General features: G+C 61.1%; 19 protein-coding genes. 10 read left to right on the forward strand and 9 right to left on the reverse strand.

The window, feature by feature from the left end; all coding sequences use genetic code 11:
• The first annotated feature begins 120 nt into the window (after positions 1 to 120).
• From MHX66_RS05215 to MHX66_RS05240, 6 genes are all read left to right on the forward strand, one after another.
• Positions 121 to 2865, forward strand: coding sequence for a hypothetical protein (locus tag MHX66_RS05215; RefSeq protein WP_239200895.1), 2745 nt, complete (start codon positions 121 to 123; stop codon positions 2863 to 2865).
• Positions 2866 to 2918: 53 nt separating this feature from the next.
• On the forward strand, positions 2919 to 6911 hold the full coding sequence (locus MHX66_RS05220) for a murein biosynthesis integral membrane protein MurJ (protein WP_239200897.1): 3993 nt from the start codon (positions 2919 to 2921) through the stop codon (positions 6909 to 6911).
• Positions 6912 to 7109: 198 nt separating this feature from the next.
• A complete protein-coding gene (locus MHX66_RS05225; protein ID WP_239200901.1) occupies positions 7110 to 7727 on the forward strand; it encodes an RNA polymerase sigma factor in 618 nt (205 codons plus the stop codon).
• A 38-nt stretch (positions 7728 to 7765) separates the two neighbouring features.
• The gene (trxB, locus tag MHX66_RS05230; protein WP_239200902.1) at positions 7766 to 8797 is read left to right on the forward strand and encodes a thioredoxin-disulfide reductase; all 1032 of its coding nucleotides are present in this window, start codon (positions 7766 to 7768) and stop codon (positions 8795 to 8797) included.
• 178 nt (positions 8798 to 8975) lie between these two features.
• Positions 8976 to 9299 carry a thioredoxin gene (gene trxA / locus MHX66_RS05235; RefSeq protein ID WP_035003263.1) on the forward strand — a complete coding sequence of 108 codons (324 nt, stop codon included), beginning with the start codon at positions 8976 to 8978 and terminating at the stop codon, positions 9297 to 9299.
• 175 nt (positions 9300 to 9474) lie between these two features.
• Positions 9475 to 10662: an N-acetylmuramoyl-L-alanine amidase gene (locus MHX66_RS05240; RefSeq protein ID WP_239201006.1), complete on the forward strand. Its 1188-nt coding sequence runs from the start codon at positions 9475 to 9477 to the stop codon at positions 10660 to 10662.
• Here MHX66_RS05240 and MHX66_RS05245 read toward each other — a convergent pair.
• The 9 genes from MHX66_RS05245 to rpmH all read right to left on the reverse strand — a co-directional run bounded on the left by MHX66_RS05245 (position 10636) and on the right by rpmH (position 18125).
• Entirely contained in the window at positions 10636 to 11652 is a 1017-nt protein-coding gene (locus MHX66_RS05245; RefSeq protein ID WP_239200903.1) for a hypothetical protein, read from the reverse strand. The two genes, MHX66_RS05240 and MHX66_RS05245, sit on opposite strands and share 27 nt — an antisense overlap.
• A gap of 203 nt (positions 11653 to 11855) precedes the next feature.
• Positions 11856 to 12437: a nitroreductase family protein gene (locus tag MHX66_RS05250; RefSeq protein ID WP_239200905.1), complete on the reverse strand. Its 582-nt coding sequence runs from the start codon at positions 12435 to 12437 to the stop codon at positions 11856 to 11858.
• A 142-nt stretch (positions 12438 to 12579) separates the two neighbouring features.
• Positions 12580 to 13857 (reverse strand): ParB/RepB/Spo0J family partition protein, encoded by a 1278-nt coding sequence (locus MHX66_RS05255; RefSeq protein ID WP_239201008.1) that lies wholly within the window; start codon positions 13855 to 13857, stop codon positions 12580 to 12582.
• 260 nt (positions 13858 to 14117) lie between these two features.
• Positions 14118 to 15056, reverse strand: coding sequence for a ParA family protein (locus MHX66_RS05260; protein ID WP_239200906.1), 939 nt, complete (start codon positions 15054 to 15056; stop codon positions 14118 to 14120).
• Between the two features lie 97 nt (positions 15057 to 15153).
• Entirely contained in the window at positions 15154 to 15822 is a 669-nt protein-coding gene (gene rsmG / locus MHX66_RS05265) for a 16S rRNA (guanine(527)-N(7))-methyltransferase RsmG (protein ID WP_239200907.1), read from the reverse strand.
• Positions 15823 to 16054: 232 nt separating this feature from the next.
• Positions 16055 to 17029, reverse strand: coding sequence for a membrane protein insertase YidC (gene yidC / locus MHX66_RS05270; protein WP_070488564.1), 975 nt, complete (start codon positions 17027 to 17029; stop codon positions 16055 to 16057).
• An 87-nt stretch (positions 17030 to 17116) separates the two neighbouring features.
• Entirely contained in the window at positions 17117 to 17359 is a 243-nt protein-coding gene (gene yidD, locus MHX66_RS05275) for a membrane protein insertion efficiency factor YidD (protein WP_080722668.1), read from the reverse strand.
• Between the two features lie 136 nt (positions 17360 to 17495).
• Entirely contained in the window at positions 17496 to 17897 is a 402-nt protein-coding gene (gene rnpA / locus MHX66_RS05280) for a ribonuclease P protein component (RefSeq protein ID WP_239200913.1), read from the reverse strand.
• Positions 17898 to 17981: 84 nt separating this feature from the next.
• Positions 17982 to 18125, reverse strand: a complete 144-nt coding sequence (gene rpmH, locus MHX66_RS05285; protein WP_005292556.1) for a 50S ribosomal protein L34 — start codon at positions 18123 to 18125, stop codon at positions 17982 to 17984.
• Between the two features lie 706 nt (positions 18126 to 18831).
• Between rpmH and dnaA the strand changes: the two genes are divergently transcribed.
• The 4 genes from dnaA (at position 18832) to MHX66_RS05305 (ending at position 24285) form a co-directional block, all read left to right on the forward strand.
• On the forward strand, positions 18832 to 20583 hold the full coding sequence (gene dnaA / locus MHX66_RS05290; protein WP_239200915.1) for a chromosomal replication initiator protein DnaA: 1752 nt from the start codon (positions 18832 to 18834) through the stop codon (positions 20581 to 20583).
• A gap of 604 nt (positions 20584 to 21187) precedes the next feature.
• Entirely contained in the window at positions 21188 to 22372 is a 1185-nt protein-coding gene (dnaN, locus tag MHX66_RS05295; protein WP_034985185.1) for a DNA polymerase III subunit beta, read from the forward strand.
• Positions 22373 to 22418: 46 nt separating this feature from the next.
• Positions 22419 to 23768: a DNA replication/repair protein RecF gene (gene recF, locus MHX66_RS05300; protein WP_239200917.1), complete on the forward strand. Its 1350-nt coding sequence runs from the start codon at positions 22419 to 22421 to the stop codon at positions 23766 to 23768.
• Positions 23758 to 24285: a DUF721 domain-containing protein gene (locus tag MHX66_RS05305; RefSeq protein WP_239200925.1), complete on the forward strand. Its 528-nt coding sequence runs from the start codon at positions 23758 to 23760 to the stop codon at positions 24283 to 24285. The genes recF and MHX66_RS05305 overlap by 11 nt, the downstream gene beginning before the upstream one ends.
• Positions 24286 to 24291 lie beyond the last annotated feature (6 nt).

The following is a 24291-nucleotide window of genomic DNA, read 5'->3' on the forward strand; positions in this document are numbered from 1 at the left end:
TGCCAGCCGATGCTGTTAGAACTAATAGCGACTAACTACTACTAATCACTAGCTACCAATTGCTAACAATTGCTACCGATTGCTTTGGTAAGCGTGTAATCGTGCACAAAGGTGAGCGCAATGTCTAGATTCCCCCACGCCTGCACGGCGTTTGGTGTTTCTGTCGCGCTCTGTGGCCTGTTTGCCCTGCCTGTGGCCCCGGCCGTCGCTGCCCCTATTAATGACGCCCCCTCGGCCTCCACCACTCAATACTCAGCCCAGGGGCGGGCCCCGGACCCCACCGACCCCGCGGTTCACGAAGATTCCACCTGGGCCAACCCGCTGGCCCGCGCGACGGATCCGCAGCAGGACGTGGACCTGGAGATCATCGGCATTGGCACCAGCTCGAGTGTCCACGCTGCCGCTGGCCAGACTTATACCCTCCGCATCCGCAACGACCGCTCCCACGCGCTGAACAATCTTTCGCTCACCTTGTTCTATCGCTCGGCCGCCACTGCCGCGGAAGTGCGCGTCGCGCAGCTTGCCAACCAGGGCGAATACTCCCTCAGCAGCCAGCCTCTGCAGCTCGACGGCACGCTCAGCCCCGGCGAGACGCGCGAGGTCACGGTCACCGTTCCTGCGGCCGGTGCTTCCATCGATTCTTCTCGGGACGCCCCCTCGCCCCAACCGCTGGACCTGCCGCCTCATGCTTTTGAGGAACCCGGCGCTTATCCCCTGTTGTTTAGCCTGAGCGGCCAAGAGACGAACCCGGAGAGCCCGGAGCAGGGAGGTACGCAGTACCTGGCGGTGGCGCGAACCACGCTGAGCGTGAGGGCGTCCACAAGAAAGGAAGAACAACCCAGCACCCCGGTGACGGTCGTGTATCCGCTGGCGGGGCCTACGTACATGGCAGCGGGACAGACGGGCGATGCGCCGAAGCGGCGGCCCGCGTTTGTGACGAAGGACGTGCTGGCGGCCGAGGTCGGTGAGGGCGGCAGGCTGCGGGGGCTGCTGGATGCGTACCGCGAGGCGAAGTCGTCCAAGCTGAAGCAGGCGACGTGCATCGCCATCGACCCGGAGCTGCTAGATACAGTAAACCGCCTGGCTGAGGGATATTTTGTGGGTGAGCGCACTCCTGACCCGGTGGAGGAACCGCAGCGGCTACGCGACTCCTGGGACGAGATCCTGGGCGGCGAGGAGGTGGACGCCCAGCACATGCCCGGTAATGCGGATGCGAAGAAGTGGATCGCTGACCTGCGGGAAGTCGTGCAGAGCAACTGCTCGGTGGCGTTGCCGTACGCCGGGGCGGACATCAATGGGCTTTCGCAGGTGGATTCCGACTGGCTGCGCGTGCGCGCGCTGGGCACGGGCGCCGGGGTGATTCAGCGGATCCTGGGCGTGGTGCCGACGCAGAACGTGGTGATCCCGGACGCCGGCTACGTCGCCCCGGAAGCACAGCAGGTTCTGGCGGCAGGGATCAGCAAGACTCCGGAGGGTGTGGAGCCGATCGAGGCCGACCAGTCGCGTCGGTTTGAGCAGTCCGTGCAGGGCAAGCCGGCAATACCGCAGGCCGGGCACGTCACCGCGCTGGTGGCGGAGAATACGGTCAACATCGAGCAGCCGGCGGCGGCGCCGTCCCCGGCGACAGACCCAGACGGCACAGGCGTCGACGAGGACGATCCAGACTCCGGCGCGCCCAACCCCACCGACGAGGCATGGAACCAGCGTCTGGTGAACCTCCCCGGCGCAGCGCAGACCACCGCCACCGCGCTGACGTACTCCGCGGACCTCGGCACGGTGCTCAAGGCCACCGGCGAGCACCCGGAGATCGCCGCTTATTCCAACCCTGACCTGCGCTTTAACCTCGCCGACGATAGCTCCGGCGCCCGCCTGGCCAGCGCGCAAGCGGTGCTGAACCTGGAGCTCGACTCCGGCCGCCCGACCCTCGCCGTGCTACCCGCCGCATGGTCCGTGAACAAGGCCCAGGCCAGCAGCTTCCTGCAAACCATCAGCCAGCACCTGGACGATCACTCGGCCACGCCCGCCCCGCTGCCGGAGGCCGTGCAGCCCCGCGGCATCGACCTGGCGGATGTGGGCTCGGGAAGCACCACGGTGCCCTACACCGACCCCGGCGCGTATTCCGCACCTTACCTCGGAACAGTGGCGGATACCGCCCGCAAGCTGCGGGAACTTACCTTGTTCATGCAAAATGACTCCGCCATTGCGCTGACCCGCGAGGGCTTCACCAGCCCCCTGTTCTCCGACCTCCTGCGCGGCCTTTCCACCTACCGCAAGCGCGAGCGCGGCCACGTGGACGTCCTGCGTGAGCAACTCGGCACCAACCTCGCCCGCGTGGGGCAGGTCACCTCGCAGCTGCGCCGCTCCATCAGTCTGCTGCCGCCGGGCAACGTCTTTACCCGCACGTCGGATTCCTCGCCGTTGCTGATTGTTGCGCGCAATGGACTGCCCCTGCCGGTGACGGCCAAGGTTGGTTATTCTTCTGACGCCGACACGGATGTCACCGTCCACGTGGATTCCACGGCCTCGCCGACGATCCCGGCGAAGGGCTCCATCACCTGGTCACTAACCACCGATATCGCGGACACGTCCGAGCAGGTCAACCTATCTTTGTGGCTGGCGACCAACAGCCAGGAAGGCAAGGGGGATCTGGAAGACGGAACCCGCATTTCGGATCCGGTGGAGCTGCGCGTGCAGTCCGTGCCGGGGCTGTCCTCCCGCGGGGTGACCATCATTGCCGGGCTTCTGCTGGGCATCGGCGCGGCCGGCAAGATGCTGTGGGACCGCCGGAGTGGGCGCGCTTCTAAGCGCAAAACGGCCACTGCTCTTCGGCCTGCCCCGCGACCGCAGGAAGGCGATCAAAACTAGACACGCCCAGAACTCCGTTAGGGAATGCACGGTTGTTGCATAAAGATGGAGTAGTGACTTCTGAGCAAGAGAGGGATGACCAACCGGCTAGGCCCTCGGCCGGACAGCGCGGACGTTTCCGTGCGACCCAGCCGCCGGCGCTGGCGCCGAAGAAAGACTGCGCGAAGGCTGGAGCGCCGACGGGTGGAGACGGGGCGTCACAAAGCCCTACAGAGGTAGCCCCGACCTCCCAGAGCGGCCAAGACCAGAGCGTCGGTGGCCAGCGCAGTGATGGCCAGTCCGGCGGTGCCCACAACGGCGACGGCACGACCGCGGCTCAGGGCGCGGCAGCCACGGCGGCAACCGCGGGCACCGCGACCGCAGCCAGCGCGAGCGCCGCCACTGCGACCGCAGCCGAGGAGCCGACCGGCAACGGCGGCACTGGCGGCAGTGGCAGCAACGGCAACAGCGGCGGCGACAACACAGACGGCCAGAGCCAAAAGCAGAGCGACGAGCAGATCGTCCGTGCCGGCGGCTCCATGGCTATCGCCACCCTGATCAGCCGCATCACGGGCTTCCTGCGCACGGTGTTTATCGCCTCCGCGCTGGGCGGCGCGGTGGCCAGTGCGTTCAACACTGCCAACACGCTGCCGAACCTGGTGACCGAACTGGTGCTCGGCGCCGTGCTGACCTCCCTTGTCGTGCCCGTGCTGGTGCGCGCCGAGAAGGAAGACGCGGACCGCGGCGAGGCTTTCATACGAAGACTCTTGACGCTCACGTTCTCGCTGACCCTGGTGATCACCCTGGTCTCCGTGGCGTGCGCGCCGCTGCTGGTGCGCATGAGTCTGGATTCCGAAGGCCACGTGAACATCGGCATGTCCACGGCGTTCGCCTACCTGGTGCTGCCGCAGATCATGTTCTACGCCATGTTTGCCGTGTTCATGGCGATCCTGAACACCAAGGGAGTATTCAAGCCCGGCGCGTGGGCGCCCGTGGCCAACAACGTGGTCACGCTCGCCGTCCTGGGGCTGTACATGTTCCTGCCGCGGGATACGAAGCTGCAGCCCGCGGACAACGTGACCATTACCGACCCGCACGTGCTGCTGCTGGGTCTGGGCACTACCGCGGGCGTGGTGATGCAGGCGCTGATCATGGTGCCCTTCCTGCGCAAGGCCGGCATTAACCTGCGCCCGCTGTGGGGCATCGACGAGCGACTGAAGTCCTTCGGCGGGATGGCCATTGCCATCGTGGTGTACGTGGCCATCTCTCAGGTCGGCTGGCTGCTGAATAACCGCATCGCCTCCGACACGTGGGAGGTCGCGCCGACGATCTACATGCAGGCGTGGCAGCTGCTGCAGATGCCCTATGGCGTGATCGGCGTGACGTTGCTGACGGCCGTCATGCCCCGCCTATCCCGCAACGCCGCGGAGGGTGACGACAAGGCCGTGGTACGCGACCTGACCGTCGCCTCGAAGCTGACGATGCTGGCGATGGTGCCGATCATCGTGTTCTTCACTTGCTTCGGCACCCTGATCTCCGCCGCGCTGTTCGCCTACAAGGAGTTCTCCCTGGAGGACGCGAACGTGCTGGGCTGGACCATCAGCTTCTCCGCGTTCACCCTGATCCCCTACGCCCTGGTGCTGCTGCACCTCCGCGTGTTCTACGCCCGCGAGGAGGTCTGGACCCCCACCTTCATCATCGCGGGTATCACCGCGACAAAGTTGACCTTTGCCTACATCGCCCCGCAGATCGCCACCGAGCCGCGCCTGGTTGTGGTGCTGCTGGGTGCGGCCAACGGTCTGGGCTTTATGGCCGGTGCAATCATTGGTGACCGCTTGCTGCGGCGTTCGCTGGGGGACTTGCAGTTCCGCAAGGTGACGATGACGGTTCTGTGGGCATTGGGATCCTCTCTGATCGGTGCGCTAGTCGCGTGGCGCGTGGATGTGCTGCTGACGCACTTCGCCTTCCCGACGCTCGCCAACCCCTGGTTCATCATCCGCCTGCTCATCGCCGGCGTGCTGTTCCTGGGCGTTACCGGGCTGATCCTGGTGCGCGCCCCGCTGCCGGAGATCCAGACTCTGGTGCGCGCCCTGTCGCGCATCCCGGGTATGTCGCGGGTTCTTCCTTCTCGACGCCCACTTCCCAGCGACGAGCAACCCATCGAAGAGGACCAGTCCCGTCGCCTGTCGGCCCAGGAGCTGGCCGCCCGGGAGGCCATTGCTCTGGACCACATGATGGCCGGCGTGGCGCTGCCGCCACTGGCGGCGGGCCGGGTGCGCGGTCCGCGCCTGGTTCCGGGCGCTCCACTGCTGGAGGGCCGCTACCGCCTGCTTGCCGACCACGGCGGTTGGTCTGCCGCCCGCTTCTGGCAGGGCCGCGAGCTGGCTACTGGCGACATCGTGGCTCTGACCATCATGGATCCGGTGGCCTATGCCCGCTCGCAGGTCGACCCTGGAGGATCCGTGCCCGTCAACGGCGTGGAGGTGGCGCGCGCGAAGGACGAGATGCTGCGCCTCTCCGCGAAGCTGAAGCAATTCGACGTGCCGGGTATGGCGCAGGTCAACCGCGTGATCGACTACGGCAACCTGGTGGTCATCGTGTCCCGCTGGGTGCAGGGTTCCCCGCTGACCACCGTGGCGGAGAGCCAGCCGGAGCCGCTGGCGGCTGCCTTCGCCGTGTCCTCCCTGGCCGACGCTGCCGCGCAAGCCGAGGACAGCGGCACCTCGCTGGGCTTGGATCACCGCGACCGCGTGCGCATCGGCACCGATGGCGCGGCCGTGCTGGCCTTCCCGGGTGTACTGCCGAACGATGACACGGCGCAGGATGCACACGGCGTGGCCGTGGCGCTGCGCCTGCTGCTGGAGCACGTTCCCTACGAGGAGGTGCCGGAGAACCTCACCCGCACCTACAAGAAGATCTACGAGCTCGACGGCGAGAAGGTGGGTCCGGAGGACCTGCGCAAGGTAGCGAAGGACCTGCGAGAGCTGCAGGCTGGCGGGCTGGCTGTCCAGGAGGATGCAACTCCGGATCCGAGTGCACGGTCCGGCTTCGGTGCCCGCGGCAACCGCCCAGTGGGCATGGCAGCCGCTGCCGCCATCGCGTTCGTCTCCGTGCTGGTTATCGCCGCGCTGGTTGCGGCGGTGGTCAGTGTGGTCGGCGGCGACCGGAAGGATTCGCCGCTGTCCACCGACTCGTTGCGCCAGGGTGCGCAGGCAGTCCGTGGGGTGGACCCGGCGGAGGTTCCTCTGAGCCGTCCCCTCGAGTGGCTGCCCGCCGACGTGAACTGGCCACTGGACCGCCCGGATCTGGCACGCCTGATCACCGATGGCGACCCGGAGACGTTCTGGCAGTCCAACCCTGCATCCGTGCAGCTGGGCGGCGAGCCTGGCACCACGAAGCCCGGAATTGGTCTCTTGATGACGCTGCCAGAGGGCACCGCCCTGTCGCAGGTTCAGCTGCGCGGCCTGACCCGGGGAACCACCCTGGAGCTGCGGCTGGCTCAGGCCGACACCGACGGCAAGCTAATCTCCCTGGATCAGACGACGCTGCTAAAGACCGTGCACGCGGACTCCGCCGACGCGACCGTGGATCTGGCCGGCATGGGCGCGGATCACGCAGACACCACCGGCGACTCCGGCTGGGGTGTCGGCCGCGAGGGTTCCTCCGCCACGCCGGGCGAAGGTGCAGGCGAGGGTAACGGCGGCAATGGCAGCGGCGACAGCGAGAACGAGGACGCCGCGGGAAGCCAAAAGGGCCATGAGAAGGGTAGTGAGAAGGGCAAATACGATACCGATAAGGTCAGCGCCGCCAAGGGCAACCGCCTGCTGATCTGGATCACCGACCTGCCGCTGCCGAGGTCCGCCACGCTGGCGGAGGTTACCGCCGTCGGAAACTGGCTAGACCAGACCAGCGACGAAGATGCCGGCGATGCTGGCGCCGGCGACTCTGGCGATGCCGGCGGGGATACTTCCGGCGCCGACAACTCGAGCGCCGACAACCCTGACGCGGGCGAAGCCAACACGGAAGAGGGCTCCCGCCCCGCACGCCCCGTACAGCCCGTCGGATAGCCGATCGGATAGACGCTCGGAACGCCCGCGCCCCTATAGCGCATCACGGCGCCTGCCTCAACTGTGAAGTTCACAATGAGGCAGGCACCGTTCCCAGTTATCCACAGGCCAGGAACTTCAAACCCACAATCTTCCCGCCGAAGAATAAAGTGTTGAGCACGGGGGCGGCACGGCTCCCGAAGACACACTAGGGGGAAGATGATGCTGGGGGCGTCACAAAGAACAAAGAGCAACACACGACCAGCGCAACAAACCGACCACGAGCTGCTGCGCGGCCACAACGAGGGGCAACCCGGCGCGTTCCGCGAGTTGATCGACCGCCACCAGCGCACGTTGTGGTGGGCGGTGCGGCGAGTGAACGTGCCCGAGGCTCACCAGATGGACGTTTACCAGGAGGGATTGCTGCGCGTGCATCGCTTCGCCGCACGCTTCAACGGGGAGCGCTCCGCCAGCGTGAGCACCTGGATGGCGACCATTATGCGCAACGCGGCACTGTCGTACATGCAGCGCTACAGCCGCGAAGCACAGCCGGGGCGCGAGGATTTCAACGAGCGCACGCGGACGCTGCCCGCGCGGGGGATGAGAGAGGAGGCGACCGTCGCCCGGCTGGATGTGCACCGCAGCCTGCGGCAACTCTCGCCCGAGATGCGAGACGTGATGGTGCTGACGGAAATTCGGGGGCTGAGCGAGGCCACAACCGCGGAGCAACTGGGGATTCCCGTGGGCACCGTGAAATCGCGGAAGAACCGAGCAAAGCGGATGATGTACGAGCACCTCGGCGGGGCAGGGGAATACGGAATGGCCGTAGCCGGTTAGACTGGGGTGAACAACATCTTCGACCTCAAAGGATAGATATGAACCAGCCATTCCTGCAGGCCAGCGGTATTCTCAGCAATGATTCGAAGGCCGCGGACGCGGATAACGCCAGCGCCACCAGTGCAGACAGCGCTGCGAACGCGGAGGCAGGCAAGGTTCACGACGTCATCATCATCGGTTCCGGCCCGGCCGGCTACACCGCCGCCGTGTACGCAGCGCGCGCAGAGCTGAACCCGGTGGTTTTCGAGGGCGTGGAGTACGGCGGACTGCTGATGCAGACCACCGAGGTGGAGAACTTTCCCGGATTCCAGAAGGGCATCATGGGCCCGGATCTGATGGAAGAGATGCGCGCCCAGGCCGAGCGTTTCGGCGCTGACCTGCGCCAGGAGGACGTGGAGAAGGTCGACCTGACCGGCGAGATCAAGAAGGTGTGGGCCTATGGCGAGGAGTACCAAGCCCGTACGGTGATCCTGGCTACCGGTGCTGCCCCGCGCTACCTGCACGTTCCCGGCGAGCAGGAGATGCTGGGCCGTGGCGTATCCGCCTGTGCGACGTGCGATGGCTTCTTCTTCAAGGACAAGCAGATCGCCGTGGTGGGCGGTGGCGATTCCGCCATGGAGGAGGCCGACTTCCTGACGAAGTTCGGCGAGAACGTCACGATCATTCACCGTCGTGACGAGTTCCGCGCTTCCAAGATCATGGAGGAGCGCGCCCGCAACAACCCGAAGATCAAGTTCCTGACCAACGCGAAGGTCGTGGAGGTCAAGGGCGACAAGTCCGTGGAGACGCTGGTGGTGGAGGATACCCAGACCGGCGAGCAAAAGGACGTTGCGATGGATGCCATGTTCGTAGCCATCGGCCACGACCCGCGCACCACCGTCTTCGAGGGTCAGGTGGAGCTACAGGAGAACGGGTACGTGAAGGTCGAGGAGCCCTCCACCCGCACTAGCCTGCCGGGCGTGTTCGCAGCCGGCGACCTCGTGGATTCCCACTACCAGCAGGCCATCACCGCAGCCGGCTCCGGCTGCCGCGCCGCCCTAGACGCCGAGGCTTACCTCGCCACCCTGTAGAAGCACACTGGGCTGTAGCGGGGCGGCGACCTGTGGCGGGGCGCCGGCCTTGTAACGGATCGGACACGTTCGGTCACCGTTAGGTAACTATGGCCGGTCGGGCATAGGATATTTACACGTTGAAGGGTAACCTCCAACCTAAAGAAAAGCGCCCCCAACCAGGAGGTTTGTCGCCACTATGTCCGACATCGTGAACGTCACCCAGTCCAGCTTCAAGTCCGAGGTCGTCGAGGCTACCCAGCCTGTTCTAGTCGACTTCTGGGCCGAATGGTGCCGCCCTTGCCTAGCTATGACGCCCATTCTCGATGAACTGGCGGCGGAGTTCGATGGCAAGGCGAAGATCGCCAAGGTGAACGTCGATGAGGAGCGCATGCTGGGCGCTATGTTCCAGGTCATGTCCATTCCCGCCCTTATGATTTTCAAGGACGGGGAGAAGGTCGCGGAATTCACCGGCGCTCAGGATCGGGACACGCTGCGATCTGCGATTGAAGCGCAGCTTTAGAAAATAGCTGATACAACACGCCTGACCTGCAAGTAAAGCAGATCGGCGGATTTGTCCCTAGAATTGCACCTATGACTCGCCGCTGTCGGCGAAAGATCTTAAATGTGATTTGTCTCACAGTGGATACAGTGGCTTTAGTGCCGCGAAAGTTTGAAGAATTGGAGTGTTGAACCCAGTGGATCGTTTGCTTCTCCATGTCGGCGACCGCAGCCCGCGCGTCGCTGAGGTCCGCGGCACCTTGGCGCGCCTCGGTCTGCTGGAAGGGTATGAAGGCGACACGACCGGCAGCAAGTCGCAGCGCTGGACCAGCGAGGAAGAAGTTTTCGACGAGGCCCTGGCGGAGGCGCTCAAAGCATTTCAGCAGCAACGTGGCATTATTGCCGACGGCACCATCACTCCCGGCACATTGCGTGCGCTACGTGAGGCCTCCTACACCCTGGGGGCGCGTGTGCTCTCGCTGCAGGGCAACCAGTTCGTCGGCGACGACGTGGCGCAGCTGCAGACTCAGCTGCACGACCTGGGCTTTTACACCAGCCGTGTGGATGGCCACTTCGGTCCGCGTACCCACTCCGCCGTCGTGAACTACCAGCTGAACTACGGGCTGAACAACGACGGGGTTGTCGGCCCAGACACTCTGCGCGCGCTGTCTTACCTGGGGCGAAGGATCACCGGTGGCTCGCCTCAGTCCATCCGTGAGAAGGAGCAGATTCGCTCTGCCGGACCGCAGTTGACCGGCAAGCGTGTGGTGATCGACCCGGGCCTGGGTGGCTCGGACAAGGGATACATCGTTGACGGCCCCTTCGGACAGATTTCGGAGGAGGAGATCCTCTGGGACCTCGCCGGCAGGGTAGAAGGCCGTATGATCGCAGCGGGAATGGAGACGATCCTTTCGCGCCCCCGGTCTGCTAATCCCACTAACCAGGATCGTGCCAATATCGCGAATGCTTTCGGCACGGACGTCATGATTAGCCTGCGTGCCGATATTTATCCGAATGAGAAGGCCAACGGCGCGGCTACGTTCTACTTCGGCTCGCTGACGGGCTATTCGTCAATGGTGGGCGAGAAGCTCTCTGGCTTTATTCAGCGCGAGATTGTGGCTCGCACTCCGCTTCAGAACTGTTTTAACCACGGTCAGACGTGGGACATTCTGCGTCTGACCAGCATGCCGACGGTGCAGGTCGTGCCCGGTTACCTGACCAGCCCCAAGGATGTTGAGATCCTCACTGATCCTGCGATGCGCGATACCATCGCCGAGGCCATCGTTGTGGCCGTGAAGCGCCTATATCTGCTGGACAAGGATGTCCACGCTACTGGCACCTTTAGCTTTGTGGAGCTGCTACAGGAAGAGCTTCCGAACAAGTAGATTCTGCACCGGACTGGCTTGACTGAGCTTGGTCATCGGGCTAGACGTTCTGCCTCTTCCAAGCGCTGCGAGACTTCCAGAACTTCCGGAACCTTCGGGCGTTCCAGGGTTTCCGCGCGTTGCGAGCGTTCTAGACGTTCCAGTTACTTTTAGTGTCTGGTTTCCACCAATTACCGTGGAAATCTTCTCCGGTCCATTGACCTGTGCGTGATCTTCTTCAGCAAAGTCTCCAAAGAGGCTATGGGGCCCGTTGATCTCAAAGCGATAGCGTGGGAAGTGTCGGTGGTGTTTAACCACCTTGAAACCCTCCGCCTCGAGAATGTCCTCGGAGAGCATCGGGGCGCTATCCAAAATGTTCGCGTTGCCCCCGTGGGTTTCCGCGGCGGTCTTCCAGCCCCGATAGGATTCAGGCACATAATTCAGGGATTCAAGGGCACTGTACCTGCGCTTCTGCTCCTCTGGTGTCCACTTCGGCTCCTCCGGCTCTTCCTGCACCGCCGGCCACGAAGCCACACTGAGCTGCCTGGCAAGTTCCTCGTCAAAGTCCTCGACTCGAGCGAAAGCCTCCACGGCCTTCACCCCGCGCCGGTGCGCCTCGGTAAGCACAGTATCGATGAGTTGATGCTCCAGATATAGGCCCATATACGGAACCGCCACGTGGACGGTGCTCAGCAGGATTGCATCAGGGGAGATTGGCGCAGTTGGCAGGTTCGCAATGCCCTGCATATAGCGCGCGGGGGCAAAGAATACCGTCGCAGCAGGGACCGGTCTCGTACCAGCGTCTCCGGTGCCTACGAACGCCGTGTATCCGCAGATTCCCCATTCCAGGAGGACGTTCTGCAGCCATACCTGCTTATCAAATACCGGGTCTTTGGACGAACTATTCTGATTCTCGTAGCCCGGGGGGAGCGCCCAGAATGTCGATGCCGCAGCACTGGGCTCGAGATCTTCGGAAAGCTGAGGAGTGATGGCTTTAATGTGTACTTCCACAGCGCTCCTTTCTGTTCATTGAAGACATCCGAGAGTCCCTGAAGGTAGCGAGTCTGGAATGCACAATCGGCTGCGTGCGGTTGGTTTCTACGAAGATCCTATAGGGCACCAATCGTTCCCGTGGCAAAATCGCTAGTTTCTTGCTACACAAAACCCCGATGTTTCACGTGAAACATCGGGGTTCAGAGTGGAGGATTCTGCGCTTAATAGTGGTTATCCACTCGGCGGTTCACCGCACGACCCGGGTGAGTGGGCTCCTCATTGGGGTAGCCGGCTGCCACTACGAGTGCGATTGAACGATCATCGCGGCCCTCGAGGCCAATTGCCTTCTTGACGCCCTCTTCGTTCCAACCGGTGGTGGGGGAGGTGGCCAGTCCCTGTTCCTGGGCTGCAAGAAGCAAGAATCCAGCAACGAGCATGGCATCCCTGATACCAATTTCGCGCAGTTTCTCCGGGGACGCAGAGCCATTGAAGCCACGGACCTTCTCCGTAAGCTCTGCTCCCAGAACCTCTTCAGCGTCGTCAGGCACCACCTCGGAGCGGCCGACCACAACAAACACGACCGGAGCATGCAGGAACTGCTGTTGCCCCGAGGCGTCGAAAATCGCCTGCTTTACGGCCTGATCCTGGACAACTACTAGGTCACGCATCTGCGCGTTGAACGCGCTAGGGGCTTCAAGAGCATTCACAACTACGCGATCCAAAACTTCCGTAGGAATCGCCTGGTCGGTGTACTGGCGCGTTGCTCGACGAGAAGAAATGGCTTCGGTCACGGTCAAAGACATAGAAATTTGTTCCTCTTCTTAAGGTTAACTTGCGCTGGTTGGCTATGCGGTCATCCAGTTTGTCTGGGTTAGCCCTGCGGTAGTTCGCTTAGTCTGGGTTGGCTACATGCCGGTTGGCTTTGTCTGGGTTGAGCTAAGCGATCTAGTGCTTCTTAAACTTCAACAGCTCAATGATTCTGTCGAAGTCCTCAGGGCCTCCAAATTCAACAACAATCTTGCCCTTTTTCTTCCCCATTTGGACACTGACCTTGGTCTCCAATGCATCGGAGGCATTATCCACCCAGTTGGAGACATCTTCGGGCAATTGTTGGAGGCTGCGTCCAGCAACCTTTGTGCCACTAGCTGCCTTATCGCCTCGGTTCAGGAGGGTCACCGCTTCCTCCGTGGCGCGCACGCTCAATCCCTCGCTTACAACACGGGTAGCAAGCTTCTCCTGTTCCTCAGTGCCGTTCTTTAAGCCCAGGAGAGCGCGAGCGTGACCTGCACTAAGGACTCCGGCGCCGACTCGCCGCTGCACGGATACAGGCAACTGGAGAAGGCGGATCATGTTAGTGATCAGAGGACGAGATCGACCGATCTTCTTAGCCAACTGTTCCTGGGTTACGCCGAACTCCTCCATAAGCTGCTGATACGCCGCGGCTTCTTCCAGTGGATTCAACTGGACGCGGTGAATGTTCTCCAGCAGCGCGTCGCGCAGCATCTCGTCGTCTGCGGTCTCGCGGACGATGGCGGGAATTACTTCGAAACCCGCTCGTTTGGCTGCGCGAAGGCGTCGCTCACCCATAATGAGCTCATACGTGGAATCCTCGTCTGGGGCTCTGCGTACGACGATCGGCTGCATAAGCCCGAACTCCTTGATGGAGTGGACGAGCTCTTGAAGGGCCTCCTCGTCGAATACCTCGCGCGGCTGCTTTGCATTTGTACGAATGGCATCGAGGGGGAGTTCTTGGTAGGTCGCCCCGAAATCGTCTTGCGATGTTTCACGTGAAACATCCACGTCGCTCGGAGTCGCGGGACGGCTCTCGATGGCGTCGCGTTCCGTACCGGTAGCCTTTCGGGCTACCGAACGCGAAGCGTCACTGTGACGTTTCGCGCCCATACCTGGGGTACCCCCTCGGATCTCATCAGGTCGATCAAAGCTCGGCTTGTCAGAGTCACCTTGATCCGCTTGAGGGTTCACAGGACTCTTCTGAGATTGAGCAGTATCTTCTACCGGGCGATCGCCCTTTCGGTCGTTAACGGACGGTGAGCCAGCATCGGCCTTCTTTCCACCGCTACCGATACTCTTCCCGCTGCCCAATACAATGTCGGCTGCACCATCCCCAAGAGAGGGGCGAGCAGGTCCGGTCGGGATGAGCGATGCAAGACCTCGACCGAGTCCGCCCCGTCGAGCATTGCCTACAGCGTTAGGAGAGGGCATCTGCGGCTTTCGAGAGCCACCACTGGACTTGGTTGCACCCAGAGCTCGCCCAGCTTCCGACGCTAAGCTTCTACCAGCATTTTCGGGCATCTTCGCGCCCGCCGGCGTCTTCTTCGGCAACGGACTCTCCTGACTCTGAGGTGAATTGGCCACATCGTGAGGCCCTGAAACTTTACGCGAATCCTTCGGAACGCTATTCTCGGCAGATTTAGAATCCTTTCTCGACAGTTTAGAATCCTTTTTATTACTTTTCCCCACTATTAATCACCCTGATCATGAAGTTCTGGGGCAATTCCAATAGGCGCGGTTTCCGTCGTCGGAAGGTAATCGCCGCGCTGAGCGAATTCCTTCGCTGCGTCATAATAGGCAAGCGCACCAGGGGCGCCGCCGTCGTACTGCAGCACGGTCATGTTGTAACTCGGAGCCTCGGATACCTTCACATTACGCGGAATATGGTTATCCAGAACCACGGATCCGAAGTGAGTTCGAACATCGTCACTGACGTTCTGTGAAAGCCGTGTGCGACCATCATACATCGTTAAAAGTACGCCCGAAATGTGCAGGTTCGGGTTCAGGTTCTCGCGAATCATTGCGATGTTATCGATCAACTGGCTTACGCCTTCCAGGGCGTAGTACTCGCACTGAATTGGGATCAGTACTTCATCCACGGCAGTCATTGCGTTGATCGTGAGGAGCCCGAGGGAAGGGGGGCAGTCAATAAACACATAATCGAAACCGTGTTCTTCGATCCACTCGTCGCTGAGCGCGGAGGAAAGTCGATACTCACGACGAACTTCGCTAACAAGATTAATTTCGGCTCCGGCCAGATCGATGGTGGCTGGGACGCAGAAGATATTCTTGTTCTCGTCGTTGCCCTGCATCACTTCATCGACGGACATCTCATTCAGCAGTACCTCATAAGACGAAGGCGTACCGACATGATGCACCGCATCAAGTGCAGTCGATGCGTTGCCTTGAGGATCCAGGTCGATAACGAGAACCTTCATGCCCAAAAGGGAGAGGGACCACGCCAGGTTAACAGTAGAGGTCGTCTTGCCCACGCCACCCTTTTGGTTGGCAATGGTGATCTTCCTGCACTTCTCCGGCCTCGGAAGTTTGTTCCGATTCGGGTTCTTCAAGCGCGCAGCCTGTTGGGCAGCTCGCCCGATGGGTGTTTCATCCATGTCGAAGGTCGACATCTATGTCCAATCCTGAAGTCGAAAGATGATGCTTCACGTGAAACATCGAGGTGTATGTAAAGGATAGATCAGCCTCAGAGAGGCCACAATGAGAGCCCTACTTGATGCGCGGAATAGTAATCACGTGTGTAGGTTCCGCCACCTTAGACTCGCCTACTAGCTGGATGGTTCCATCTCCGCCACCGGCCTTACCAATCTCTTTGGCATCTCGCTCGAGTTCTTCTGCGACCGAACCACCCTTAAGGGCCTTCATCGCTCCACCAACGCGCACCAGAGGCAGCGACCAACGGGTAAGTTTACCGAGCGGTGCCACAGCTCGGGAGGTAGCAACGTCTGCACCGCCCAAGGCCTTAACTACATCTGCCTCTTCGGCACGACCGCGGACGACCTCGCATCCCAGATCGAGTCCGTCATTGATCTCGAACAGGAAGTTATAGCGTCGTAGCAGTGGCTCCAGGAGCTGAACCTTCAGATCCGGACGCGCGATGGCCAACGGGATACCTGGTAGACCCGCACCAGAGCCAATATCGACAACACGGCATCCCTCATCAATTACTTCCCCAAGGACAGCGGAGTTAAGTACGTGCCGCTCCCAGATACGCGGAACCTCGCGTGGGCCTAACAGTCCTCTTTCAATGCCGGCTGTTGCCAAGAACTCCGCATACTCCCGGGCAAGGGGAAGACGATCGCCGAAAACCTCCTGCGCGGCCGCTGGAGGTTCACCTAGTTCCGGGCTTTGAATGTTCACGTCGTCTCGATTTGCCATCTAGACACTCCTTCAACGGTGGGAGGTAGGGGCAATGTTTCACGTGAAACAATCCGGGTTGTTCCACACGATGTTTCACGTGAAACATTCGGCTTCTATTACTCCGCCCATTCTATAGTCCGTTGACCTCAAAGCAGCACCCGAGTCTCCAAGCCGCGAACGGCTCCTGCAGAAAATAATGGGCAAACAAAAAACCGCCACCATGGCGGTGACGGTTCAACGCGGTTAAGGCCTACTTCCGCTTCTTACCCTTCTTCTTGGGGTTATCCGGGCGGGCGCCGACCTTCGGAGCAGAGGTGCGCTTAGAGGCAGCGATGGCTTCCTTCTCCGCCTCTTCCTCAGCATCCATCTTCTTGTAGAGGAAGTACTGCTGCAGGTAAGACCACGTCATGTTGGTAGCCATGTACAGGGCAAGACCAACCTGCCAAGCGAAGCCACCCATCAGGTACAGAACCGGCATGACCCACAGCATGAGCTTTTGCATCATGTCCATCTGCATCTGAGACTGCATGGCCTTAGGGTCATTCGCCTTAATCGGGTTCTCCGCACGGCGCTTAGCAGCGCGATCCATAGACATGCGAGCCGAGAAGTGCATCAGCACGGAAGCCAGCAACATCAGCGGGACAACGACCAGGATGATGTTGGTTCGGGTGAAATCCACGTGACCATCCGCGGAGAACGCGCGGTAGTTGGCCGGGTCCATGGAGATAAAACCGGACAGGGGAGTACCGAAGATACGAGCGTCCAGGAAGGACTGAACCTCGTCCACACCGAAGAAGTAGTTCGGCGTATTACGAGTCTCCTCAACCGTCATTCCCAGCTGACCCACACCGGTGCCCGTGCGGTTGAAGGAACGAAGCACGTGGAACAGGCCAAGGAAGATCGGCATCTGCACAAGCATCGGCAGGCAGGAAGCCAACGGGTTTACGCCCATTTCCTTCTGCAGTTTGCGCATCTCAATCGCCAGGGTCTGGCGATCGTTCTTGTACTTGCGCTGCAGCTCCTGCATCTTTGGCTGCATTTCTTGCATCTTGCGGCTGGAACGCAGCTGATTAGCCATCGGCTTCACCAAGAGGATACGAATGGTGAACACGAGGAACATGATTGCCAGCGCCCAAGTGATGCCCGAATCTGGGCTCAGGACGTAGCTGAACAGCTTATGCCAGAACCACAAAACGCCGGACACTGGATAATAAACAAAATCCATGGCGACTCGAGGTTTCTCCTGAAATTGATCTATTAAGGCCCGTAGGGTCGGCGCCGCCGATAGTTGGCGTCCGACAAAGGAACACAGCTAGCGGCGCCGCCCGCCCCACGAGCACAGGGGACGACGAGGCGGGACAGGATCCCAACCTCCCGGATGCCAAGGCCCACAGCGGGCCAAACGACCCAACGCGAGAAGCGACCCCTTAATCAGGCCATGGCGGCCTATAGCGGTTAAGGCGTAGTTGCTGCACGTAGGATCAAAACGGCATGTTGGCCCCATTTTAAGGGGTGACACATAACTTTGGTAACCAAGGATCAATCGGCGAGCCATTCGGGCGCCGACACCCGGCCGGCCACTACGGCCATCATGGCCATCTCGGTCACCATGACCCTTACCACCATTACGACCATCACTAGTGGTAATCGCATCACCATTGGGCGAGGGCTCGCTAGTGCGAGAGTGGCCACTAGTGGGCGAGGGCTCGCCGGATGCAGCTGCGCACATCGCCGACCAACTCCTCAAAGTTCGCAGTGGCGCTCTTAGGCAACGCGCGGATCACTACCGTGGTGCCGGCGGGGAACTCCAGGCTGCCTTCCTGCAGCCCTTCGTCCAACACGGCACGGAAGGCATGACGGAGCTTCCGCGAGGTATTGTGCCTGGTCACAGCGTTGCCGACCGCCTTAGAAACCACGAGCCCCATACGCGGCCCAGCAGTCGCCCCCTCCTGCAACGGCAGTGGGAGCTCTTCGGCTCCGCCGCCACCCGCCAAAACGTGAACCACCACAGTGCGGCTGCCCTTCTTCCGACCCTTCCGTATCGTCTGCCCAAACAAGGCAGTCGACCGAAGCCGGTGCTGGGAAGCTAGCACTGTGGTGGCTCTTTCTTGTTTATTGACGCCCCTACGACAATCCACCCCAAGAGTATTGGGGTGGAGCGAACGTCTGTACCTAATTTAGGCGGTCAGGGACTTGCGGCCCTTGTTGCGGCGTGCGGAAACGATGGCACGGCCGGCGCGGGTACGCATGCGGGTACGGAAACCGTGCACACGTGCACGACGACGGTTGTTGGGCTGGAAAGTACGCTTGCCCTTGGCCACGGTACTTCACTCCTTAACTTTCGCTAGCAGCGGACGAGCCACGTGCAGCCACAACAGACACCCAGCCCCTACATGGGCTGGGATCAACGCTTAAGCCAGCGGCGCGCCCACAAATTTAAGTGGACAATTGCACCGGCAAAGTCCCGGAGGACCTAAGAGCCGGTACCGGAGGCACCCGATAGACAGCGTGGTGACCTGCTGTCGTACGTGGGTTGCCATAGACGAGTCAAGGATACGTGCTGTGACGGAAGTTATCCAAATTTTAGAGGGCCACTACGGCAACTGGAGCGAGAAGTGCCACCTCAATGGGCATAAAACTGCACCGCAATCATCCATTTTTGCCGTCGAAGTCTGGGTGTGAACAAAAACCCGTAAGGGTGGAAACGGACTTCGTCAAATATCGATTGGGCTTGTGGAAAACTCCTCCACCCCCAAACATTAAACCTTTACTTTACACCTTATACATGCAGGTCACAAGCATTTTCGTACTTTAATTAGAGTTATCCACAAGAGCGCTGTACCTTGGGGATAACATGTGAAAAGAAGTTATCCACAGGTGTGTATAACTGTGTGGAAACGCAGGACAATCGGCGTTTCGTACTGTGCACTGGGCCGTGAACAACTGCCAAACAGCGCGGCCCGCTAGACTACCCGTGGTTTAACCCCCGTTAACCTTTCGGCCACCCCCGACCAACCCTGGAGCCCCATGAGCCACTCGAACTTCTCCATCGAGGAACACTTCCCAGACATGTGGGATGCCATCATGCACGATTGGCTTGCCGATAGCTCGTCGGCTAATCCCGATCCGGACCTGCCGGCCATCTCCCCCAAGCAGCGCTCCCTGCTGCGCAAGGTCAGGCCGGTGGGGCTTATGGGGCGCATTGTGGTGCTGGAAACCCCGAACAAATGGACCAAGGAGTCCATCGAGAAAGACCTGATAGATCCCATCAAGCACGTCCTCAAGACACGGCTGGATCTCTCCGTTAGCCTCGCCGTCACCAGCACTAACGGGGAAACCGAGGATCGCGCCGAGGCAGCCAACGACAGTCACACCGATGCTGATGCTGCCGGCGATACCCACGAAGGGGCGTCACAAAAAGGGTCGGTGGCAACCGCAGACGAACTTTCGATGTCGCAGGTAGAGGAGCTGGTCAACAAGGCCGAGCAGAGGGACGGCGCAGCGCAGGCTGGGGATAGCGGTGCGGCCGAAACTGCTGAGGAAGCGGCGCGGCGTCGGGAGCATGACGCCGACGAACTCGCAGGGCAATACGCAGCGTCGGAGAACCGTATCGACCCGAACCCGTCTCCGACGCCCACGCGCTGGACGAACAAGGAGACCGCGCACCGTCCGGCCCCGCGGCACACATCGCCCCACACCCCTTCGCCGCAACCGTCCTCGAGCTTCAACGATGGGCTCGACGGCGAATCGCTGCTGAATAAGAACTACACGTTCGAAAACTTCGTGGTGGGTTCCTCCAACAACTTCGCAGCCGCGGCCTGTCGAGCCGTGGCCGAGGCACCGGCCAAGGCCTATAACCCCCTGTTCATTTGGGGCGAATCGGGCCTAGGCAAGACGCACCTGCTGCACGCCATTGGCCATTACGCCAAAGAACTGCAGCCGAATATGCGGGTGAAGTATGTGAGTTCGGAAGAGCTGACGAACGACTTCATCAACTCGATCGCCAACGACACCCGCGAATCCTTCAAACGGCGTTACCGCAACCTCGACATGCTGATCGTGGACGATATTCAGTTCCTGCAGAACAAAGAGTCCACGCAGGAGGAATTCTTCCACACGTTCAACGCCCTGCACCAGGCGAATAAGCAGATCGTCCTGAGCTCCGACCGGCCTCCCCGGCAGCTGACCACCCTGGAGGATCGCCTGCGCACGCGCTTCGAGGGCGGCCTGATTACGGATGTGCAGACTCCGGATCTGGAGACGCGCATTGCGATTCTGACGAAGAAGGCGGAATCCGACAATGTGCAGTTGCCGGAGGACGTGAAGGTGCTGATCGCCAGCCGCTACGAAAAGTCCATCCGCGAGCTCGACGGTGCATTGATCCGCGTGACGGCCTACTGCGCGCTGAGCCACGAACCTTTGACGGTGGAGACGGCCGAGATTGCGCTTCGCGACATTTCGCCAGCGGATCAGGACGTGGAAATCGTGCCGCAGCACGTCATCGAAGTGGTGGCGAACTACTTCAACCTGACCACGGACGAGCTAGTGGGGAAGGGTAGGGCCAAGAAGTTTGTGCAGGCCCGGCAGATCGCCATGTATCTGTGCCGCGAGCTGACGGATCTATCCCTGCCGAAGCTGGGAAGCGCATTCGGCGGCCGCGACCACACCACGGTGATGTACGCGGAGCGGCGCGTGCGGGAATCCCTGTCGGAGGACAAGAAGGTCTTCGATCAGGTGCAGGAACTAACACAAAAGATCAAGTCCCATGCCCGGGATTAGCTTCGTCACCCGGTAGCACCACCCCCGACGGCAGTGCAGGGCGCTAGTTTCCCACAGTTTTCCCCAGATTCGCCGAGTTATCCACAGCGAGCCTGGGGATAACTCACGAGGCTCTGACCTTTACTAGATCAGGATTCAACTGAGTTATCCACAATTCCACAGGGTTTTCCACAGATGTAATTTCAAACTTGTAATTCAAGGGGTAGCGGTTTCGGCAGGCTCCGGGTGCGCCGCAGAGGATGAAAAGTTAGCTGCGTCACAAAACAGCGCCCCGCCCCCTGGGGAAAACTACGCCTAAACTGGGTAAACAGCAGTGGAGAAGATGTGTACAACTCGCGACCCGGCGAAGTTATCCACAGTCGAGATCTGTTATTCACAGCTTGTCCACCGGATCATCAACACCTGAACTCGCGGTGCGACATGCATCGATTAGGGTTTGTGCACAGGATCCACAACACCTACTACTGCTATCTCTCTAAATTAAAGAGAATAAACAGAAATAGAGCTTGTGGGTTAATCTTGATCAGACGAACCTCGAGGCCCGCTAGACCCCGAGAACCTCGAAAACCACGAGAGCGACGAGAGCACGGAAGTTAGATTGAGCATGGATAGCCAAACAGTGAGTTTCATTGTTCCCAAGGATGACTTCGCATCCGCACTCGGTTGGGTAGCCCGCTCCCTGCCTAGCAAGCCGACCCAGCCCATCCTGCGCGGCGTGATGATTGTCGCCGACGACGAAGGGTTGGAACTTTCCGGATTCGACCGCGAGGTCTCCACTCGCGTGCGCATCAATGCCGAGGTCAACGAGCCCGGCAAGATTCTCGTAGCAGGCAAGCTGGCCTCCGACATTGTCGGCTCTCTGCCAAACAAGCCGATCAACATCGAGTTCGACGGCACTACCGTGACTCTCAAGACTGGCAAGTCCAAGTTCGAACTGCCCGCAATGACCATCGAGGATTACCCGGTTCTGCCGGAGCTGCCCGAGGTTACCGGCACTATCGATCCGAACCTCTTTGCGGAATCTATCTCGCAGGTCGCTGTGGCGGCCGGCCGCGACGACACCCTGCCGATGCTCACCGGCGTGCACGTGGAAATCGACGGCGAGAATGTCATTATGGTCGCCACCGACCGCTTCCGCCTGGCCGTCCGCAGCTTCCAGTGGAACCCGGCGCAGGCCGACGCGCAGGCGAAGCTGCTGATCCCGGCCCGCACCCTGGCGGATACCGCGCGCTCCATGGATCCGAACAACACCGACCCCATCGAGATCGCAGTGGGTAGTGGCGAAGACATCGGCGCCGATGGCCTGCTGGGTATTTCCACCGAATCGCGGCACACCACCACGCGCCTGCTCGACGCGGAGTTCCCGAAGTTCCGCCCGCTGCTGCCGAAGACGCACACTGCACTCGCAAGTGTGGAGATCGCCCCGCTGCAGGAGGCCATCAAGCGCGTCTCCATCGTCGCCGAGCGAAACTCCCAGATCCGGATGGACTTCAAGGACAACACCGTCACCCTTTCCGCAGGTGGCAGCGATGTCGGTTCCGCTACGGAAACCCTGGACTGCGCTTTCGCCGGCGAGCCGCTGGTCATCGCGTTTAACCCCAGCTACCTGAAGGAAGGCCTGGCGGCCATCCACACCCCGCGCGTGGTGTTCGGCTTCACCATGGCCTCCCGCCCCGCGATCCTGCTGCCGGATCCGGGCGAACTGCCCGAGGCCGATGCAGAGGGCAACTTCGCAACCCCGGAAACGGACTTCACTTACCTGCTGATGCCAGTACGCCTGCCGGGCTAAACCGGGTTAGGCCAAGTTTGATTTCTAGGTTGATCTCTAGCTAACCGTGTACGTCTCCAATCTTCGTCTGAGTAATTACAGGTCGTGGGAGGAACTCGACCTGCAGCTCAGCCCTGGCATCACGATCTTTTCCGGCCCTAATGGCCACGGGAAAACCAACATCGTCGAGGCACTCGGTTACCTGGCCCACCTAAGCTCGCACCGCGTCAACACCGACGCCGCCCTGGTGCGGCGTGGGGAAGACATCACCAACATCTCCGCCACCGCCGTGAATAACGGCCGCGAGCTCACCGCTCACCTGGCCATCCGCGCCCGCGGCTCGAATCGCGCGCACATTAACCGCGCTGCCATGAATTCCCAGCGGGATCTGCTGGGGGTTGTGCGAACCACGCTGTTTTCTCCGGAGGATCTGGCGCTGATCCGCGGTGAGCCCGAGCAGCGGCGTCATTTTCTAGACACAATCATGATCTCCAGATACCCGCGCCTAGCTGCCGTGAAGGCGGACTACGACAAGGCCCTTCGTCAGCGGAACGCGCTGCTACGGCAGTCGGCCTTCGCCCTGCGGCTTGTCGTTGGCGCCCCGAAGGGGGCCAGCCACAACCTCTCGGAGGACATCAAGGCCGATGCGGAATCCGCCCTGGCAACTCTTGACGTGTGGGATAGCCAGTTGGCCGCGCTGGGTGGGCAGATCATGTCGGCGCGGGTGCAGATCGTCCACGACCTCGCCCCGCACCTGCAGCAGACTTACCAATCACTGGCTCCACAATCGCGCCCCGCACACATGTCTTACACGTCCACCATCGATGCGGAGCTCGCTGAACTGGGCATTCGCCTGGGCGTGAGCGAGCCGAACCAGCCCACGGCACTGCTGAGCCCGGAGATCGCCGAAGCCACGCTGCTGCAGGCCTTCGCCACCAAGCGACCCCAAGAGGTCGAGCGTGGCACCACACTGCTTGGCCCCCACCGCGACGACGTGAACTTGATCCTCGGCCACCAGCCAGCCAAGGGTTACGCCTCGCACGGTGAATCCTGGTCTTTTGCCCTCTCGCTGCGGCTCGCTGAGTTTTTTATGCAGCGCGGGGACGGGGTCGAGCCCGTCGTGATTCTCGACGATGTTTTCGCGGAGCTCGATTCTTCTCGACGCCACCACCTCGTTGACCTCATCTCCAGCGCCGAGCAGGTTCTCATCACCGCTGCGGTGGATGAGGACATTCCAGAAGCCCTGCGGGATGTGGCGAAGATCTACACTATTGATGAACTCAAGACTCCCGCGGCTGACGCCCTGGCTGATACTCCAGCGGGTGCTCCAACGAGTGCCCGGGAAGATGCAGCAGCAAGTTCTGCAGTAAGCGCGGCGGAACGCAGTGTGAAGGATGGCGAGACCGATGGCGACTGACCCAGTAGCCCAAGCCCTCGCTGCCATGAAGAAGGCCGGTGGTTCCCCGCAGGCCGAGTTGCCGCTGGTGGCGTCACCAAAAAAGAACAAGAAGGCAACGTACCGCAAGGCGACCAGGTACAAAACCCGCATGGATGGGCGGCTGGACCGCAGTTACCGGGAGCCGAAGCGTTTCGGTGCGCTCATTGGGCGCGAGATCAAGCGGCAGGGCTGGCAGCAGCGGGTGAGCGTTGCGCGGATCATGAACGCCTGGCCGGAGCTGGTGGGCGACAAGATCGCCGAACACACTCGGCCGGTGCGCTATGAGGAGGAGACGCAGATCCTGGTGATCGAATGCGATTCCACTCCGTGGACCACTCAGCTGCGCTACATGCAGACCGTGATCCTGCAGGCCATCGCCAAGCGTGCGGGCGAGGACGTGGTGGCGCAGCTACGGATCGAGGGACCCAACATCCGCCGGCCGAAATACGGCAAGCTGCGCGTGCAAGGGCGCGGGCCGCGAGACGACTTCGGATGATCTAAA

Source organism: Corynebacterium sp. ACRPH (genome assembly GCF_022347285.1).
GTDB lineage: Bacteria > Actinomycetota > Actinomycetes > Mycobacteriales > Mycobacteriaceae > Corynebacterium.

Excerpts from the sequence above, each read along its gene's own strand:
- MHX66_RS05215 (WP_239200895.1), top strand. The coding sequence starts at position 121 with ATGTCTAGATTCCCCCACGCCTGCACGGCGTTTGGTGTTTCTGTCGCG.
- MHX66_RS05225 (WP_239200901.1), top strand. The coding sequence starts at position 7,110 with ATGATGCTGGGGGCGTCACAAAGAACAAAGAGCAACACACGACCAGCG.
- trxB (WP_239200902.1), top strand. The coding sequence starts at position 7,766 with ATGAACCAGCCATTCCTGCAGGCCAGCGGTATTCTCAGCAATGATTCG.
- trxA (WP_035003263.1), top strand. The coding sequence starts at position 8,976 with ATGTCCGACATCGTGAACGTCACCCAGTCCAGCTTCAAGTCCGAGGTC.
- MHX66_RS05250 (WP_239200905.1), bottom strand. The coding sequence starts at position 12,437 with ATGTCTTTGACCGTGACCGAAGCCATTTCTTCTCGTCGAGCAACGCGC.
- MHX66_RS05255 (WP_239201008.1), bottom strand. The coding sequence starts at position 13,857 with ATGCCCTCTCCTAACGCTGTAGGCAATGCTCGACGGGGCGGACTCGGT.
- MHX66_RS05260 (WP_239200906.1), bottom strand. The coding sequence starts at position 15,056 with ATGTCGACCTTCGACATGGATGAAACACCCATCGGGCGAGCTGCCCAA.
- rsmG (WP_239200907.1), bottom strand. The coding sequence starts at position 15,822 with ATGGCAAATCGAGACGACGTGAACATTCAAAGCCCGGAACTAGGTGAA.
- yidC (WP_070488564.1), bottom strand. The coding sequence starts at position 17,029 with ATGGATTTTGTTTATTATCCAGTGTCCGGCGTTTTGTGGTTCTGGCAT.
- yidD (WP_080722668.1), bottom strand. The coding sequence starts at position 17,359 with ATGGCTCGCCGATTGATCCTTGGTTACCAAAGTTATGTGTCACCCCTT.
- dnaA (WP_239200915.1), top strand. The coding sequence starts at position 18,832 with ATGAGCCACTCGAACTTCTCCATCGAGGAACACTTCCCAGACATGTGG.
- dnaN (WP_034985185.1), top strand. The coding sequence starts at position 21,188 with ATGGATAGCCAAACAGTGAGTTTCATTGTTCCCAAGGATGACTTCGCA.
- MHX66_RS05305 (WP_239200925.1), top strand. The coding sequence starts at position 23,758 with ATGGCGACTGACCCAGTAGCCCAAGCCCTCGCTGCCATGAAGAAGGCC.